General features: G+C 60.1%; 17 protein-coding genes and 2 pseudogenes. 5 read left to right on the top strand and 14 right to left on the bottom strand.

The window, feature by feature from the left end; all coding sequences use genetic code 11:
• Window positions 1-114: 114 nt before the first annotated feature.
• The 3 genes and pseudogenes from NKI85_RS13620 (at window position 115) to NKI85_RS13610 (ending at window position 3,457) form a co-directional block, all read left to right on the top strand.
• The gene (locus NKI85_RS13620) at window positions 115-1,185 is read left to right on the top strand and encodes a sugar phosphate isomerase/epimerase family protein (protein WP_031193888.1); all 1,071 of its coding nucleotides are present in this window, start codon (window positions 115-117) and stop codon (window positions 1,183-1,185) included.
• Between the two features lie 32 nt (window positions 1,186-1,217).
• A complete protein-coding gene (locus NKI85_RS13615; RefSeq protein ID WP_352527394.1) occupies window positions 1,218-2,351 on the top strand; it encodes a Gfo/Idh/MocA family protein in 1,134 nt (377 codons plus the stop codon).
• Between the two features lie 97 nt (window positions 2,352-2,448).
• Window positions 2,449-3,457, top strand: a pseudogene (locus tag NKI85_RS13610) (Gfo/Idh/MocA family oxidoreductase).
• Window positions 3,458-3,694: 237 nt separating this feature from the next.
• Here NKI85_RS13610 and NKI85_RS13605 read toward each other — a convergent pair.
• The 14 genes from NKI85_RS13605 to otnC all read right to left on the bottom strand — a co-directional run bounded on the left by NKI85_RS13605 (window position 3,695) and on the right by otnC (window position 15,818).
• Window positions 3,695-4,897: a sugar ABC transporter permease gene (locus tag NKI85_RS13605; protein ID WP_352527337.1), complete on the bottom strand. Its 1,203-nt coding sequence runs from the start codon at window positions 4,895-4,897 to the stop codon at window positions 3,695-3,697.
• Window positions 4,898-4,936: 39 nt separating this feature from the next.
• Window positions 4,937-5,752, bottom strand: coding sequence for an ATP-binding cassette domain-containing protein (locus NKI85_RS13600; protein ID WP_352527336.1), 816 nt, complete (start codon window positions 5,750-5,752; stop codon window positions 4,937-4,939).
• A 61-nt stretch (window positions 5,753-5,813) separates the two neighbouring features.
• On the bottom strand, window positions 5,814-6,890 hold the full coding sequence (locus NKI85_RS13595) for an ABC transporter substrate-binding protein (protein ID WP_352527335.1): 1,077 nt from the start codon (window positions 6,888-6,890) through the stop codon (window positions 5,814-5,816).
• 270 nt (window positions 6,891-7,160) lie between these two features.
• Complete coding sequence (locus tag NKI85_RS13590; protein ID WP_031193895.1) at window positions 7,161-8,036, bottom strand: MurR/RpiR family transcriptional regulator; 876 nt, start codon at window positions 8,034-8,036, stop codon at window positions 7,161-7,163.
• 213 nt (window positions 8,037-8,249) lie between these two features.
• Window positions 8,250-8,966 (bottom strand): GntR family transcriptional regulator, encoded by a 717-nt coding sequence (locus NKI85_RS13585; protein WP_352527334.1) that lies wholly within the window; start codon window positions 8,964-8,966, stop codon window positions 8,250-8,252.
• Between the two features lie 183 nt (window positions 8,967-9,149).
• Window positions 9,150-9,569: a RidA family protein gene (locus NKI85_RS13580; RefSeq protein WP_352527333.1), complete on the bottom strand. Its 420-nt coding sequence runs from the start codon at window positions 9,567-9,569 to the stop codon at window positions 9,150-9,152.
• Between the two features lie 18 nt (window positions 9,570-9,587).
• Window positions 9,588-10,349: an SDR family NAD(P)-dependent oxidoreductase gene (locus tag NKI85_RS13575; RefSeq protein WP_352527332.1), complete on the bottom strand. Its 762-nt coding sequence runs from the start codon at window positions 10,347-10,349 to the stop codon at window positions 9,588-9,590.
• A 36-nt stretch (window positions 10,350-10,385) separates the two neighbouring features.
• Window positions 10,386-11,144, bottom strand: coding sequence for an amino acid ABC transporter ATP-binding protein (locus NKI85_RS13570; RefSeq protein WP_352527331.1), 759 nt, complete (start codon window positions 11,142-11,144; stop codon window positions 10,386-10,388).
• Window positions 11,141-11,797 carry an amino acid ABC transporter permease gene (locus NKI85_RS13565; protein WP_023718647.1) on the bottom strand — a complete coding sequence of 219 codons (657 nt, stop codon included), beginning with the start codon at window positions 11,795-11,797 and terminating at the stop codon, window positions 11,141-11,143. Before NKI85_RS13565 ends, NKI85_RS13570 begins: the two co-directional genes overlap by 4 nt.
• 2 nt (window positions 11,798-11,799) lie before the next feature.
• Entirely contained in the window at window positions 11,800-12,462 is a 663-nt protein-coding gene (locus tag NKI85_RS13560) for an amino acid ABC transporter permease (RefSeq protein ID WP_352527330.1), read from the bottom strand.
• Between the two features lie 55 nt (window positions 12,463-12,517).
• Window positions 12,518-13,342 (bottom strand): ABC transporter substrate-binding protein, encoded by an 825-nt coding sequence (locus NKI85_RS13555; RefSeq protein WP_352527329.1) that lies wholly within the window; start codon window positions 13,340-13,342, stop codon window positions 12,518-12,520.
• Window positions 13,343-13,403: 61 nt separating this feature from the next.
• Window positions 13,404-14,495 (bottom strand): LLM class flavin-dependent oxidoreductase, encoded by a 1,092-nt coding sequence (locus NKI85_RS13550; RefSeq protein WP_352527328.1) that lies wholly within the window; start codon window positions 14,493-14,495, stop codon window positions 13,404-13,406.
• A 52-nt stretch (window positions 14,496-14,547) separates the two neighbouring features.
• On the bottom strand, window positions 14,548-15,057 hold the full coding sequence (locus NKI85_RS13545; protein ID WP_352527327.1) for a flavin reductase family protein: 510 nt from the start codon (window positions 15,055-15,057) through the stop codon (window positions 14,548-14,550).
• A 95-nt stretch (window positions 15,058-15,152) separates the two neighbouring features.
• Window positions 15,153-15,818 carry a 3-oxo-tetronate 4-phosphate decarboxylase gene (gene otnC / locus NKI85_RS13540; RefSeq protein WP_352527326.1) on the bottom strand — a complete coding sequence of 222 codons (666 nt, stop codon included), beginning with the start codon at window positions 15,816-15,818 and terminating at the stop codon, window positions 15,153-15,155.
• A 126-nt stretch (window positions 15,819-15,944) separates the two neighbouring features.
• Here otnC and NKI85_RS13535 point away from each other — a divergent pair, with 126 nt between their 5' ends.
• Together NKI85_RS13535 and NKI85_RS13525 are read left to right on the top strand one after the other, a co-directional pair.
• Window positions 15,945-16,706: an NAD(P)-dependent oxidoreductase gene (locus tag NKI85_RS13535; RefSeq protein WP_502896092.1), complete on the top strand. Its 762-nt coding sequence runs from the start codon at window positions 15,945-15,947 to the stop codon at window positions 16,704-16,706.
• Window positions 16,699-17,031: pseudogene (locus tag NKI85_RS13525) on the top strand (NAD/NADP octopine/nopaline dehydrogenase family protein); the annotation flags it as partial. The gene NKI85_RS13535 and the pseudogene NKI85_RS13525, both read left to right, overlap by 8 nt.
• Between the last annotated feature and the right edge of the window lie 183 nt (window positions 17,032-17,214).

Below are 17,214 nucleotides of genomic sequence, written 5' to 3'. Positions count from 1 at the left end.
CCGTCGAAGCGGATACGGAAAAGAAAGCAGCTGCCCTGTGAGGACCCACATCACTCTTCTGGGCGGCTCCGATAACGGATGAACCGGCGGCCCTGCCGCCAGAAGGAGAGCAAGATGCGGACCATTAAGGGGCCAGCTGTGTTTCTGGCTCAATTCGCGGGCGACGAAGCACCGTTCAACAGCATCGAGGGATTGGCCGGCTGGGCCTCGGCCAAGGGCTTCAAGGGCGTGCAGATACCGACCTGGGACAAGCGCGTCATCGATTTGAAGCAAGCGGCTGAAAGCCAGACCTATTGCGATGACTATGCCGGCAAGCTCGCCGAACACGGCCTGGTTGTCACCGAACTGGCGTCGCATCTGCAAGGTCAGCTTGTGGCCCTGCATCCCGCCTACGATCATCCGGCGGATTCCTTCGCCGCACCCGAGGTGCGGGGCAATCCGGCCGCACGGCAGGCGTGGGCAGTCGAGCAGCTTCATCTCGCCGCCAAGGCGTCGAGGCGTTTCGGCATAGACCGCCATGTCACCTTCTCAGGTTCGCTGCTGTGGCCGTTCCTCTATCCCTATCCGCAATGGACGGATGGGCTGATCGACGACGGTTTCGATGAGCAGGCTCGGCGCTGGCGGCCAATCCTTGATGCCTTCGACGAGAGTGGCGTGGACCTGTGCTACGAAATCCATCCTGCCGAAGACCTGCATGACGGGCTGACCTTCGAGATGTTCCTGGAGCGCGTCGGCAACCATCCGCGCTGCAACATCATGTACGACCCCAGCCATCTCGTGCTGCAGGCGATCGATTATCTCGCCTACATCGACCACTATCACGAGCGCATCAAAATGTTCCACGTCAAGGATGCCGAGTTCCGGCCGGACGGCAAGACCGGCGCCTATGGCGGCTTCCAGCCCTGGATCCGGCGTGCCGGCCGCTTCCGCTCCCCAGGCGACGGACAGATTGACTTCAAGGCGATTTTCTCGAAACTCTCCGGCTACGACTTCGACGGCTGGGCGGTGCTCGAGTGGGAATGCTGCCTCAAGAATTCAGAGGACGGCGCGGCTGAGGGAGCCCGCTTCATCGCCGATCACATCATCCGCGTTTCCGAACGCGCCTTCGACGACTTCGTCAAGGCCAGTGCGGACCGCACGATCAACGATGCCATTTTAGGTATCGACAGGGGGGCACGCTCGTGACTGCTGATTTTCGGCGACCGCTTCGGCTTGGCATGGTCGGCGGCGGCGAAGGCGCCTATATCGGCAACATCCACCGCATCTCCGCCCGGTTCGATGGCGCCTTCCAGCTTGTCGCCGGCGCGTTCGACGCGGACGCGGCAAGCGGCCACCGCTTCGCGGCCACGCAAGGCATCGATCCCACCCGGTCCTATGACGACTTCAAGGCCATGATCGCCGCGGAGAACAATCGCGAGGACCGTATCGACGTGGTGGCGATCTGCACGCCCAACCACACCCATTTTCCGATCGCCAAGGCTTTTCTCGGGGCCGGCTACGAGGTGATCTGCGAAAAGCCGCTGACCAACACACTCGAAGACGCGATCGCGCTCGAGCAGCTGGTGCGCGAGACCGGACGTTTCATGGGCGTGACCTATACCTATTCGGGCTATCCGATGGTGCATGAGGCGCGCGAGATGGTGGCAGCAGGCAAGCTCGGCGCGATCCGGGTCGTGCAGGTGGAGTATCCCCTGGAATGGATGGCGACGGCCATCGAGGCGGCAGGCAATGTCCAGGCCGCCTGGCGCACCGACCCGAAGCGATCGGGGCGTGGCGGCTCGATCGGCGACATCGGCACGCACGCCTATCATCTGGCTGGCTTCGTGACCGGGCTGAAGCTGGAGGCCCTGACAGCAGACCTCGCTTCCTTCGTCGAGGGACGCGTGCTTGACGACAACGCCCATGTGCTGCTGCGCTACGAAGGTGGCGCGCGAGGGCTGCTTTGGTCGTCACAGGTCGCACTCGGCTGCTCGAACGGGATTCGACTGCGTGTCTTTGGCGAGAAGGGCAGTTTAACCTGGTTCCAGGAGCAACCGAACGAGCTGACGTTCTCACCGCTGTTCAGCCGCACCGAGACTATGAAGCGGGGTGCTGACGATTTGAGCGAGGCAGCGAAAGTGCGAACCCGCACACCACCCGGCCATCCCGAGGGCTATCTGGAGGCCTTCGCCAACCTCTATCGCGGCTTTGCCGAAGCCATCCACGCTCGTCGTGAGGGGCGCAAGGCAACGGCAATAGGGTTGAATGTGCCGACCGCCTATGACGGGCTGAAGGGCGTGGCATTCGTCGATGCAGTGGTCGATAGCGCCGAAGCCGACGGGCAACCCTGGCTCAAACCCTACGCCGTCTGACAGGTCATTGGAGCGGTTTGCCGGACGTGATCGTTGTCCTTGCGGCATTTGGAGACAAGTCTCTTCGCCAGTCGGCTCTCAGAAAATAGGGCAATAGATGTCGATCAGAATAGCAATCATCGGCGCGGGCATCATGGGCGCCGACCATGCCCGGATTGTCGCCGAAGACCTGCCGGCGGCAAGCCTCCAGGTCGTATGCGACGCCTCACCGGAGCGAGCCCTAAAGGTGGCACAGGACTACGGCGCGACCTATGCCGCCACGGACCCGTTGGAAACCATCCGGCGCAGCGACGTTGACGCCGTGGTGATTGCCAGCCCCGACGAGACCCACGCACCGCTGTCGCTCGCCGCGATCGAGGCCGAAAAGCCGGTGCTCTGCGAAAAGCCGTTGTCGCAAAGCTCGAAGGAGTGTCTGGGCGTGATCGAGGCGGAAGTGTCGCGCGGCCGACGGTTCGTCCAGCTTGGTTTCATGCGCCGCTTCGATCCGTCCTATCGCGACATGAAGGCGTCGCTCGACAACGGCTCGCTTGGCCGGGCGATCATGATGCATAACTTCCATCGGAACGTGGAAGCGCCGGCCAACTTCACCGGCCAGATGGCGATCACCAATTCCGCACCGCATGAATTCGACGTCGCACGCTTCGTACTGGGCGCCGATCATACGGCAATCTCGGTTTTCCAGCCGGGGGGTGTCGACGCATCGAAGACTGGCGCGCCGGTCTCATGGTTCTCGAAACAGACAGGGGTCAGCTCGTCAACATCGAGATCACAACAACGCCGCCTATGGGTATGACGTGCGTGGCGAACTCGTCGGCGAACAGGGATCGATCTTTCTAAATGTGCCTGCCACAACGCGCCAGAACGGCGCTCTCATGGCCTTCGAGCGCTATGCATCGGATTGGCGCCCGCGTTTTGCCGAAGCCTACCGGCTCCAGGACAAGGCCTTCCTTCACTTCGTTCGCACAGGAGAATTCCCGGCGGTCGCCGCAGACGTCTGGGACGGCTACTGCACGGCTCTGGTCGCCGAAGCCGGTGTCAAAGCACTTCACGAGGGTCAGCGTGTCGCCATAGCGAGGGCGGAAAAGCCGTCCCTGTATGACCGGTAGATGATAGCGAGATGAAACTGGCTTTTGTCTCCGACAGCTTTGGCGGCATGACGTTCGATGCACTTTTCGACCATGCCGCACGCCTTGGCGTCGACTTGCCTTGACCATCGCATGACGGATCGAGCACCTACGCTGAACGCAATACCGGATTTTCATAGCAGCCCAGGTAAGCCGGCGACTACTGCCTTCCAGTTTCCGCCGATCGTTTCAGCGTGATTGGGTCGAACCCAACGCAAATCAGAAATTCTGCTGACCCATGGCCTTTTCGATCAGCTTGTCGATCGATACCGCCAGCACGAGAAGCAGTCCCGTCACGATGAGGCGAACGTAGTTCTCGACGCCCATCAGGTTGAGCCCGTTCTGGACTGTTCCGATAACAAGCGCGCCCAACAGGGCCGCGTGAATGGAGCCGCGGCCGCCGAACAGGCTGACGCCGCCGATGACGGTGGCGGCAATTGATTCCAGCAGCAGCGTGCCGCCCCCTACTCCGCCACCGGAGAAGACGCCAACGCCTAGTGCCCGCGACGCGCCCAGTACGCCAGCCAGCGCAGCGATAGCGCCGGCAATAGCGAAGGCCGCCATCTTGATGCGCGCAACCTTGACGCCGGCCCGTCGCGCAGCCTCGTCATTGTTGCCGACCGCATAAAGATAGAGGCCGAACCGGGTTTCCTTGAGGATATACCCGCCTATCCCGAGCAGGATCGCAAAGATCAAAACCACAACTGGTATGCCCTGATGTGCGTTGAGGATCATCACGACGATGGCGCCAAAAATCGCGGCCGCGCCGAGCGGCAGCACAAAGCGGCTGAACAGGGAAGCTTCCAGACCGGCGCGCTTTCTGCGGGCAATGCCCGACAGGACCAGAGCGGCAAACGCGACGAGCCCAATCGCCAGCGCGCTCCATGACGTGATCCCCGAAATCTTAGTCTCTGCAATCTTGTCGATACCGGTTCCCATCAAACCGTAGCGGGCGGTCGGAGGCAAAAGCACGAGTTGCAAGCCATTGAGAGCCAGTCCGAGCCCCAGCGTCACCACGAAGGACGGTACGCCGACAAACGTGACCCAGCGCGCCGAAAAGCTGCCGATAGCAGCACCCATTACGATTGCGACCGTCACCGCCAGCCAGGGCGAAACGCCGTAGTCGACAACCAGCTTGGCCATCAGGACTGATGTCACGCCGTTGATCGCCGCGACCGACAAGTCGATTTCCTTGACCAGCAGCACGAACATCAGACCGATCGCCATGATGCCCACAACCGTGCTCTGGACGAGCAGGTTCGACAGGTTCTGCGGTGTCAGGAAGACATTGCTCTGGAGCGCGAAGAACACCCACAGCGCCACGAGCCCGATTATGACGGGCAGCGCACGCATGTCGCTGTTGAGCACTTCGCCGAAAGTGCGGTGTTTGACGTCACCGGAAGCGGCGGCCGAGTTTGCCATTTTTGACGTATCCTTCTGATACTTTTCGCCCCAGGGGGCTCAGCCAGCGAGGTTGACTGCCTCGTTGCCACCGACCATCGCGTTGACCACTTGCTCGCCTGTCACTTCACTCGATTTGAAACTCGCGACGTTCGCGCCTAGGCGCATGACCTCGATGCGGTCGGTGGCGTTGACGACGAAATTGTGGATGTCGTGGCTGACCACGACGATGCCGAGCCCATCATTGGCCAAGGTGCGAACCAGGGCCGAGACCTGCTCGGCGGCGGAGTGGCTGAGTGCGGCTGTCGGCTCATCGAATATGACGACCTTCGGCGTCCACAGGATGGAACGTGCGATGGCAATGTTCTGTCGCTGGCCGCCGGACATTGCTCCGACAGGACGCGTCAGTGACAGCTGGCCAAGTCGCATGCGCGTCAGCACCTCGCGGGCACGAACTTCGCATTCGGCGCGACGGATCCGTCGGCCGAACCATGCCGGACCAGTCAGCTCGCGCCCGAGAAACAGGTTCTGCACGGCGTCCAGATTGTTGCAGAGCGCGAGATCCTGATAGACGGTCTGGATCCCAAGGGCGGTGGCGTCGGCTGGGCTGGCGATCTTGGCCGGTTGGCCCTCGATGCTGTAGTCACCGGAGTCGAAGCCGAACACGCCGGCCATGATCTTGACGAGCGTGGACTTGCCGGCGCCGTTGTCGCCGACAAGCGCCACCACCTCGCCGGCGTGGACGTCCACCGAAGCTCCCTGAAGAGCATGGACCGACCCAAACGATTTACGGATGTTGCGCATCGATATAAGCGGCGTGGATTGGTTCGCCGCATGAACATCGGCGCCGCCGCGGGTTGCTTCCGCTTTGACCATCAGGCTCCTCCCATCAGGTAGCCGAAGGACAGCGAGCGCCGCTGTCCTTCGGTCGATCTCGCTATTTGTTGTTCTTCTTGCAGACTTCGGTGTCTTCGATGCCCTTGCAGATTTCTGGCCAGGTCCAGACGCCTGCAGTGACGACGTCCGAGAGATTGTCCAGGGTGATGTTCTTCACCGGCAGGAAGACAGCCGGCACATCCATGAACTTGTTGTTCACCTTGCCGTTGATCAGATCCTTTGGCACTCCTTTGCCATCCAGGATCGAAGCCACGACGTCCGCCGCATAGGTCGCCTCGACCTTGAGATCCTTGAGCACGGAGTTGTCCTGCCATCCCTGCGCGACGTACCGCAATGCCTCGACGGTCGCGTCCTGCCCGCCCGTCACCAGCTTATCGCCAGGCTTGGCGCCCTGGCTGATCAGCGCGGCAACCGAACCGCCGGTGGTGCCGTCGTTCATGCCGAGAAAGACATCGACATCACCGCCATTGCGGGTCAGGCAGTCTTCGGCGAAGGATTGAGCCAGCGCCGGATCCCAGTTTTGCGTGTACTGCTCGCAGACGACCTTCACCTTGCCGGAATCGATCAACGGCTGAAGAAATTCGTTCTGGCCCTTTTCATACTGGCCTGTACCGTATTCGCCCTCATTACCCTTCACACGCGCAACCTTGACCGGCGACTTCTTCATTGCGCTGATCAGCTCGGCGGCGCGCTTGCCTTGCGCTTGTCCAACTGACAGCGAGTCGAAGACGACGTGCGCTTCGGCCTTGCCGCCGACCGCATCGTGATCATAAAGGACCACCGGCACCTTTGCATCGGCTGCCGCCTTGAGACTGCCAGCGGCAAGGTTTGCGTCCGTCGCCGCAAGCACGATCACGCTGGCACCCTGGGTGATGGCGTCTTCGACCAGCCGCTGCTGCCGCGCCGGATCCCCTTCGCCATTCTGCACCGTCACGTGAGCGTTCGGCGCCTTCTCCTTCATCGCCGCGACAAAGAACGGCGCGTCCCGGCTTGTGAAGCGAATTGTCGTGGTATTCGGCAGCAGAAAGAACACTTTCTTGGCATCTTGAGCATGTGCCGTCGCCAAGGCGCCGGCCATAGCGGTTGCCGTCAGAAATGCAGTCAGAAGTCGCTTCATTGTTTCCTCCCAAGGAACATTGAGTTCGTCTCCTCCTTCATGACGGCGCGGGACAACTCCCGATCCGGATTGAGGACGAGCTGCAACGAAAATTGCAAAATATAAATATTCGGCAATGAATGATGTGTCAACGATGCGACAATGAAATCTTTGCATCGTGCGGAGTGCGCAATTTCTATTGCGAATCGCAGACTCGAGTGCACCTGCTGCGCTTGCTTCGCAACCGGAATGCCAAGGACGCGGAACGCCTGGGTTGTTGTCGGGGAACCGCTACTGCCCGGTGACGGTGGGTATGCGCGGACTGACAGCGTTGTTCTGCAGTCGCGCCGCGAGCGCAACTGTCAGCGCCTGGGCGAGGCACATTGGGGCGGCAAGCGATCGGGAAAATGTATATTCATGCTCCGGTACGGCGAAGAGGACACTGGCGTTCTTGGCCAGCGGGGACAGCGTGCTGTCGGAAATGGCGATGATCGGAACTTCGCTGCGCGCGGCTTCCTCCACGACGTTGACGACTTCATTGGCGTAGAAGCGAAAGGACACGGCAAACAAGACATCGGTCTTGCGGATCATGCGCGCCATATGCGTGGCAAGTCCGCCGCCCGGATCAAGCAGCACGCAACGTTTGCCCAACATCGTCAGGATATAACGGAGAAGTTCGACCACAGGCGTCGACCTCAGCTGCCCGATCAGGTAGATCGCGTCGGCCTTTTCGAGAAGGGTCACAGCCTTGGCCAGGTCCTCGGGCGGTATTTGCGTCAGCATGTCCTGCAGCGAGGCGATGTCGCGGACCACGAGGTCGCGCATGAATCCGACTTCGCTGCGATCTGTTCGCGCTCCCAATTCGCCTTCCAGCGCCTTGATACGGGCCTCGAAGCCGGGCGCGGCGGTCGACAGACGCTTCTGAAAAAGGGACTGGAGCTCCTTGAAGCCTTCATAGCCGAGCGCCTGCGCAAAGCGTACGAAGCTCGAGGCATGCACTCCGCTGCTATCCCCAATCGCATTCACCGACCTGACAGCGACGTCGTTGGGATTCTGGGTGAGATAGAGCGCGATCTTCTGGTAGGATTTGCTCATTTCGTCGTAGCGGTCGTGGATGAGCCGGATGAGCTCTTCATAGTCACGCGGCGCTTCAGCGGTCGGTTTCATGTTGCACTCTTTCGCAATATTCATTGCACAATGACGCGTCTGCGTCGATTCTGCTAGTGAAATCAGGTGCAACATTGTTTAAGCAAAAGCGCGTGCAGCTCAGATGGAAATTGGCAGGTCACACCTAGCTCGACGCCCTATGGCGGCGATCAAGCCCGAGCCGCATCATGACCTAGATGCCGAAATCGGGAGGACGTGCAAGGCAGTGCCTTGCTACCGCCTTGAGGGTCGACTGGCCTTCACCCCAACGCTGTTGCGGGTCGCCCCATCTGATTCACTGTCGGTAATCAGCGAAAGGTAGCGCTGAAGAGCCTTCGAGAACTTGGCATTCCAGATCTCATGCGCAGTATGCAGATCTCCGTCCCGTAAGCTTTCGAATAGCTTGACAACATACTTCTCGGCATCGCCCCTTCGGTCAGTATAAACGACCCCGAGTTGATGGTTGAAGCGCCTCACGTCTGCGGTCAGCTCAGAAAAGTAGCGAATGGTCCGCTGTAATCCCGTTGCATCAATGATCGCCTGCTGGAACTCAAGATCGTTGCGAACGGTCTCGACCTGGCTATCGAGGTTAGCGAACTTGACGGCATTCTCAGCCAATTTTTCGAGGCGCTTGAGGTCAACCGAAGCCAGGCGACCTGGCTCGGCGAGCAGATGGTCTAGGGCAATTTTTCCCAGAGCCATCCGGATATTGTAAACTTCGATGACGCTGTCTGCGTCCACCGCCCTGACAGATGCTCCCTTGTTCCGCTTGATCTCGACGAACCCCTCGCGAGCAAGCAGGCGCAATGCTTCCCGGACCGGATGCCGGGAGACGTTCAACATGTCGGTAAGCTGTTGCTCGACGAGACGGTCGCCGGGCTTGAAGTGCCCAGCAATGATCGCGTTCCGGATTTGCTCCGCAGCGAACTGCGTGCTTTCCATCTGCGTCATGGGAGCCAGAATGGCGCCTATTTGATTTGCGTGTCGCATCAAGATCCTCATAAGCCGACCGCAGGAGATCGGCTGCACAGGCATTCGGAATGTAGACTATATACGAATGCGATAATGAGAAGCCTGCCACTAAGCTATCCTTACGGAATAAGTGGAAAACATTCTGTCTCGCCTGGCTTGCCGTTAGAGCGAGACCGACAGGTTCTTCGCCGGAAGGGCGCCTGCACCACGATACGCAGTGAGCTCTATTTCGAAGAGATACTCAGGTCCGCCCAACGGACCACAGCTGACGCAGCTTGCCGGAGAGATGTCCCGGAACTTTTCGCCCATATAGGCCATGACTTCCGGGACGTCTTCCTGGCGCGGAATGAAGATGCGTCGCCGCACAACATCCGCAAGGCTGCTGCCGACCGCCGCAAGCGCGCCTTCGACGTTCTTCATCGCTTGCCTTGCCTGCTCGACGGCCGTCTCAGGCATCACACGGGTCTTGTAGTCGCGTCCTGCGGTCAGGGACATGAAGATCCAGTTGTCGAGGGCGACGATCCGCGAATAGCCTTCCTTCTCTTCCAGGATGCTGCCGGACTTTAGCTTCACGAGTTCCATGGCGTTCTCCATTGCTGATCAGATCGAGATGCCGCCGTCGATCGCCACCGTCTGACCGGTGATCAGCGCGCCGGCGAAACCGAGGAACACGATAAGCTCCGCGACATCCGCCGTGGTGCAGACTTTCTTCAGAGGTGTGCTGGCGAGGGTGCTCTGGCGACGCTCCTCCGACCATTCAATCGCCCACGAACTTTCGACGACGCCGGGCGCCACCGCGTTGACGCGCACATCGGGCGCGAGCGCACGCGCCAGGTTCTTCGTCAGGTTGATGACGGCGGCCTTGGAGCCGCTATAGGCGATGGTGCTGGCCACGGCGCCGAAGCCGGCGATCGAAGCGGTGTTCACGATCGAACCTTTGGCCAGCTTGAGAGCAGGCGCCGCGGCCTTCGAGCACCTGAAAACGCTCATAAGGTTGACGTTCAGCAGATTTGCCCAAAGCTCCTCGGTTATGCTGTCCAGGTCGTTGATCGGCACCGGGACCTTCACGCCAGGTATTCCCGCGTTGTTGACAAGCAGATCGAGACGGCCGAGCTTCGCCACCGCCTCGAGCACCATTGCCTTGGCCTGCCCGGCGTCGCCGACATCGCCTGGAGCACCGATGACGTCGAGCCCCTCCTTTTGGAGCTCAACGAGAGCAGCCTCGCCCCGCTGGTCCGCCAGCAGATAGTTGATTGCGACCTTGGCGCCTGCCTTGGCTATCATGCGCGCGGTTTCGAGGCCGATGCCCGACGCGCCCCCGGTGACGAGCGCCGCCTTTCCCGTGAGATTGAACGAGATCATGAGTTACCCTCCGATGCTGCGTTTGGATGGAATTCGCTAGGCGACTGAGCTTCTGACGATTTCAAGGGGCTTGCGATTCTCGCGCCGCAGGAACTTCTGTGTCTGTTCTTTGCGGGGATTGTCGATCACCTCTTCGGCCGTGCCGATTTCGCAGACTTCGCCCTGGCAGAGAAAGGCCACGCGGTCCGCCGATTCCCGAGCGAAATTGATATCGTGCGTGACAACCACCATCGTCATGCCTTCGCTCTTTAGGAGACGCATGGTCTCAAGCACTTCGCCGACAAGTTCGGGGTCGAGCGCGGAGGTGACCTCGTCGAAGAGCATATAGCTCGGCTCCATCGCAAGCGCTCGGGCGATGGCGAGACGCTGCTGCTGGCCGCCTGAGAGCTGAGACGGCAAGCTGTCGCCCTTGTCGCCGAGCCCCACATGCTCGAGGTGCTTCTGCGCAAGTGCGCGCGCCACCGCGCGGCTTCGCTTTGTGACCACCCGGGGTGCCAGCGCGACATTTTCCAGCGCCGTGAGGTGCGGGAAAGCGTTGTACTGCTGGAAGACGATGCCCAGCTTGCTGCGCAGCTTGTTGATATCCGTCTTCGGATCGTGGACGCTGATGCCGTCGACGAGAATCTCGCCACCCTGGATCGGTTCGAGCCCGTTGATGCATTGCAGGAGCGTTGATTTTCCCGACCCGCTCGCGCCGATGAGGCACACGAGTTCGCCCTTTTCGACCGTGAGATCGATGCCCTTGAGCACGATCACCGATCCGAAGGCCTTCTGGACGTTGCTGATGCGGATCATACGCGGACCTTTCTTTCGAGGTGCCGGCTGTACCGGGAAACAGGATAGCAGATAAGGAAATAGAAAAGCCCCGCACCCATCAGCAGCAGCCAGGTCTCATGTGTCCTGGTGATGAGTATCTGCGTGGAACGCATATATTCGATGTAGCCGACCACGCCTGCGAGAGCGCTGTCCTTGATCAGGCTGAGGACGAGCCCGATCCACGGAGCCAATCCCGTCCTGAATGCCAGGGGCATGGATATGTACAAGAGCTCCTGGTAGCCGTTCATGCCGAGCGAGCGAGCGCTCTTGCGGTATTGAACCGGGACTGAGAGGAGGCTCGCCCGGACCACCTCGGCAGTTACCGCCGACATCCAGGCACCAAGCGCGACGGTACCGAACCAAAAGGGTGAAGTGCCGAAGCCCAGGATCGATAGGAGGCTGTTGGCGAGTATCAGCTGGATGATCATCGGCACGCTGCGCAGGATGTCGATGAAGGGGGCCGTGGCGATCCTCACGGTCATTGACACGGTGCGCAACCAGCCAAGGACGATCCCGGCAAGGGTGCCGACAAGGGTTGCTGCGGCGGCCAGCCTGACAGTGTTGAGCAGACCCTGAGCCAGGAAATAAGCATCCGACCAGGCGAGCCCTTGGTTTGCGAACTGAAACTGCACGCCTAGCTCCTGTATATGAGGCGGAAGGCCAGGTGGGACGAGAACTGCAGCCCTTTGGCGATGAGGTAATAGATCAGCGCCGTGACCAGAAAGAACTCGAATGTCCGGAAGGATGCGGACTGCGCGTACTGCGTGGCGCCCGAGAGCTCCTGCAGTCCGACCAGCATGCCAAGCGAGGTGTTCAGCATTCCCCAGATGCCTTGTGTGACATAGGCAAGGAAGATCACCTTGAACATCTGCGGAAAGATCACATGAATGAAGCTCTGCGGGCTGGTCATGCCGAGTGAGCGCGAAGCCGACAGCTGCTGTCGCGGGATGGCGTTGAGGCCACCCCTGAAAATTTCTGTCATGTATCCGGCGTTGTTGAAGGAGACGGAGATGAGGACGGCGGCGTAGCTGGGGATGTTGATGTGGAAGGCGCCCAGCCCGAAATAGAAGAGATAGAGCTGAAAGACAGCAGGCGTGTTGCGCGACAGCTCCACCCACCAGGTCGAAAACCGGTAGGCCCATCCCTCGCCCTGCTGGCGCGCGACAGCCATGGGCATCGCAATGAGCGTGCCGACAATGAAGGCCAGAATGGTGATCTGGATCGTCACCCAGGCTCCGGCCAGCAGCAGGGGCAGTGAATCCCAGACTATGGACCAGTAGAACTGATAGCCGTTCATGCCAAACATCCCATGCTCATGCCGGCAGGTTTTCCTGCCGGCATGAGCCCTATGGTTAGAAGTTAATGCCTTCAGCTGTCAGCGGCGGCAGCGGGCCATTGCCGTAGTACTTGTGGTACACCTCGGCCCAACGCCCATTCGAAACCTGAGTGAACACGAAAACGCGCGCCCAGTTGAGGAACTGCTGGTCGTCACGTTTGACGGCAATCGACCCGAAGTCGGCGAGAGGGGCAAGTCCGGCCATCACGAACTCCGGAAACTGACCACTTTGCGATAGCGAGTTGAAGACGGCGACATTAATCACGATGGCGTCGATCTTGCCCTGCTGCAGAGCCAGGAAGGTTTCCGCATCGCTCGCAAAGCCGGTGTAGGTCGCACCCGTACCCTCCCAGCCCTTGCCCAGCTCATCCTTGAAGAGTTGCTCAGGCGTGGTGCCAACGACACCACCAAGCTTCTTGGATGCCAGTTCGGAGTATTTGGCGATGCCAGTGTCCTTGCGGGTCACGACTGCCATGACGTTGTTGGTGTATGGCTGGGTGAACGCCACGGTCAGCGCACGTGCCGGGGTCGGCGTAGTCGAGGCGATAAGGACGTCGATGCGGTTCGAAACCAGCGCCGGGATACGATCCGGCGAAGGCGTCTCGATGATTTCCGGCTCTGCGCCAAGCGCCTTTGCCATGTCCTTGCAGTACGTCACGTCATAGCCGTCGGGCTCGTTGTTCGAGTCGCGGAAGCCGGCAGGCGGACTGTCCAGCATGATGCCACAACGCAGCTTTTTGTTCTTGATGATCGTGTCGAGGGCCGAGTCGGCATGCGCCTGAGCGGCAAGCGTGAAAGTAGCGACCGCTGTCGCCAGCAGAGCCTTTACAATCGTTTTCATTTCATTCCCCTTTCTTGTATTGCACACTAGTTTTTTGTTGGCTGAGCATTTGTGAGGCCGCTCAACTCGCCTTTCTCGCCAGCCCGGGTGACACGCCGAGAGCTTCGATAGGTCCCACTTCCTTCTCGATCAGCGGCACGACTTCGTTCTTGAATCGAACGAGCGAGCGATGCGCCAACTCGATTGGCATGCAGCCGAAGGAGAAGTTGCAGGTGTAGTTGCTTGGATTGAGACGTTTGATGTCCGCGACCATCTTCTCGGCAACGGCATGCGCATCGCCTACCACCATGTTGTCCGCATATTGGTCGAGCGTGTACTCGCCTTCGTACGCCTGGTTGCTGATGTAGCTGTTGTCGTCCAGCGGCGGTGAAGCCTGGCGAAGATAATGTGCCATACGCCCCACGTACCGGGCCCGCTCCGCCACGACCAATGCCTCGCTGCGGCTGTCGGTTATGGCCAGGTACTGCATGATCGCCAAGGGCTTGGTCGAAGGCTGCTCGCCGATGGACGTCCAGGCGTCGTTGAGCCCGTTGACCATCTTGTAGAGCACGGGCGATCCGAGCGTGCTGGCTGCAAGGAACGGAACCGCCTTCCACTTCTTGAAGCGCTCGAGGAGCTTGGGGTGGGAGGAGGTCACAAAAATCGGCGGAAGGGGCTTCTGCTGGGTGCTGATCGCGAAATGGGTCTTGGGGAGGGAAATGTACTTTCCCTTGTACTCTACCTCGCCATCGACAAGCGCCTTTTCGATGACGTCCCAATACTCGAGGAAAACGTCGACCCGATCGTCCAGCACGATGTTGTAGCGGTCGAACTCATAGCGCTGATAGCCGGTACCCATGCCGATGATGAGGCGGCCTTCGGTCTGTGTGTCGGCGACAGCGATCTCCTGGGCCACACGGAGCGGGTTATAAAGCGGCAGCACGATTACGCCCGGGCCAAGCTTGATCCGCTTGGTCCACCCCGCCGCGTAGGAACACATCATCAGCGGCGACGGCGAACTCGAATAGTTGGCGAAATGGTGTTCGGCGAACCACGCGACATCGAAGCCGAGCTCATCAGCGGTCTCCACCATCTTGCGGGTATCGCGCATCACGCCCTGGGCACCGTCGGGATGATCGCGAAGCGTCATCAGGTTAAAAAGGCCAAGCTGCATTCATTTGCTCCTAAGATCCCTCGGCGACGGCTGTCGACGCTGGCAAACAGTCCTATCCAGCCTTCTGCAGGACCATGGGTGAAGTCAGCGCGTAGGCGCCGTTCTGGTAGATCAGGGGGTCGACATCGGAGGCAAATGCCACCCCTGCGACCCGTCCGATGATGATGTCGTGCGTGGCATAGGAGATCGCCTGATCCATTTCGCAGAACAGGTTCGCCTGGGCGCTTGCCAGGTACGGTATGCCGTCCTTTTCGGTCCACTCGCCAATGTCGAAACGCCTCTCGGCTGGCCGTCCGCCACTGAAAGAGTTGGATATGTCGGCCTGCGAGGCCCGAAGCACGTTGATGCAGTATTGCCCCTCTTCCTTGAGCGGCACGTTGATCGACGAGTTGCGGTTGACGCAGGCAAGGATCGAAATGGGAGCGAAGCTGAGCGGCGTGACCGACGTGACGGTGATGCCATATCGGCGCCCATCGTGCCTGCACGAGATCACGCAGACCGTGGACGCCACGCGCCGCATCGATTGCCGGAAATGCTCGGTACTCAGGTCCTGCGAGAGCATTATTTGCTTCCTTGTTCCCAGCTTCAGAATTGCAGATTATCTACAATACGTCAACGTATTTTTGGACCACCCCGCTCCAGACGAAACTGCCTTGTTTAGTGGTGGTCGTGCGCTCCGTCAGGGCCCGGAAGCGGGAATTGCCTGGCCAGATCCGCGACTTGCTCCGCAGAAAGATATCGCGGGTTGAGACCGCGAAGCAGAAGGTACAGCTTCGCCGTTTCCTCGAGTTCCTCGATCGCGAACACAGCGCCCTCGAGATCCTTGCCGGCCACGACCGGCCCATGGTTTGCCAGCAGGACCGACGTATAATTGCCGGCCAATCCCTTGATCGCCTCGGCGACCGCCGGATCGCCCGGCCTGAAATACGGCACCAGCGCAGTTCGGCCAGCGCGCATGAGATAGTACGGCGTCATCGGCGGCAGCACCGACTTCGGATCGATTTCGGGAAGCATCGTGACGGCGACCGAATGCGTCGAATGCAGATGCACGACAGCCCGAGATCCTTTGACTGTGTCGTAGAGCGCGGAATGCAGGGGGATCTCCTTCGTCGGCTTATCGCCCGAGACCAGATTGCCCTTTGCGTCAATGCGGGAAATGGACGCCGGATCCAGAAATCCGAGCGACGCGTTTGTCGGGGTCACAAGCCATCCGCCTTCGTCGAGCTGAACAGAGATGTTTCCCGAGGAACCGGGGGTGAGTCCGCGATCGAACAGCGACCTGCCGAAGCGGACAATCTGTTCACGGAGCTTCGTCTCTCGCATCCATATCACCCGAGATTCTAGGCGCATGGCTCCGAAGCCAAACGCACTGAGCCCACCACGGACGCCAACCTGAAAATCTCAAAAAGTGCGGCGACGGCCCGTTGCAGATTGTAGATAATCTGCATTATGATTGGATTGAAAGCAAGAGGTTGGATACGCATGTCTGCTGACAAAAGCGCGGGAAAATCAAACGTCGCCGTCATCGGGTTGGGATCGATGGGGTTTGGTATGGCGAGTTCGCTTGTGCGATGCGGACACGCGGTCGTGGGCTACGATCCCTCCGCGACGGCTACGGAAAGGCTGGTTGCAACCGGCGCGCGGATAGCGGTATCACCGAGTGAAGCTGTTGCCAATGCGAGCGTCGTCCTCTGCGTCGTCGTGAACAGCGCGCAGACCGACGCGGTGCTTTTCGGCGATGGCGGCATTGGCCCCGCAATGGCGCCGGGGTCGGTGTTCATTTCGTCGGCGACCATGGCGCCATCGGAGGCGAGACGCCTGTCCACGCGCCTCGCGGAGCGCGACATCCTCTATCTCGATGCCCCGATCTCGGGCGGCGCAGAAAAAGCTGCGAGCGGCGCCCTGACGATCATGGCGTCGGGTAGCCCGAATGCCTTCGCACGGGCGCGGCATGTCCTGGATGCGGTCGCGGCGAAGGTTTATCACCTGGGCCACGAACCTGGCATCGGCGCTTCGGTGAAGATGATCAACCAGCATCTGGCAGGCATCCATAATATCGGCCTTTCGACGCTGAGCTATCTACTCGAGGGCGAGATGGTTCATCGCGACAGCGCCGGCAATGTCGAGACAATCCGGCCCGGCGACGTGAACTGGATGACGGCGGGCAGGGGCATCGTCCATTCGGAGCGTTCGCCTGCGAAATTCAGTTGAAGAGCATTTTTCATTGTCGTTTCACGTCCCCATGGCCACCGTTTCGGAAATGAACCAGGAGATGGATCGCCAAGGCCGCGGCGGCTTCGGCCCGTCAACCATCGAAAGCCGCTATATTCTCGAGGACGTTCCGTTCGGGCTGCTGCCGACCGTTTTGTTGGGGAAGATCAGCGGAAATTCAGCGATTCTCCATGAATCTGGAATTGCCATATTCTCGGCGGCTTACGGTCGCGATCTTAAGGGAGATAATGATATTCTTCCCGCGCTGGGCTTCGAGGGAATGGCAAAAGCGGACCTCGAAAACCTTTGCCGTAAGGGATTTTAACAAGTTTCCACAGTGGACTGGGACATAGGCCAAGTGCCCGAAAAACCACCGGGGCTGGTTGCCGGCGAGCACGACATGCAGGTTCCTCGGCGAGCGCCGGGAGATGTCTCCAGGAACTCAGCACGAGATCAAATGGTCCCGCCCGGCGGTGTGAGTGGGTCTGTAGCAGGGTCCGTCATCGAA

Source organism: Mesorhizobium sp. M0571, from assembly GCF_040320985.1.
GTDB lineage: Bacteria > Pseudomonadota > Alphaproteobacteria > Rhizobiales > Rhizobiaceae > Mesorhizobium.
The sequence above is the reverse complement of the archived record's forward strand: the minus strand, read 5'-3'. Positions and strand labels throughout refer to the sequence as shown.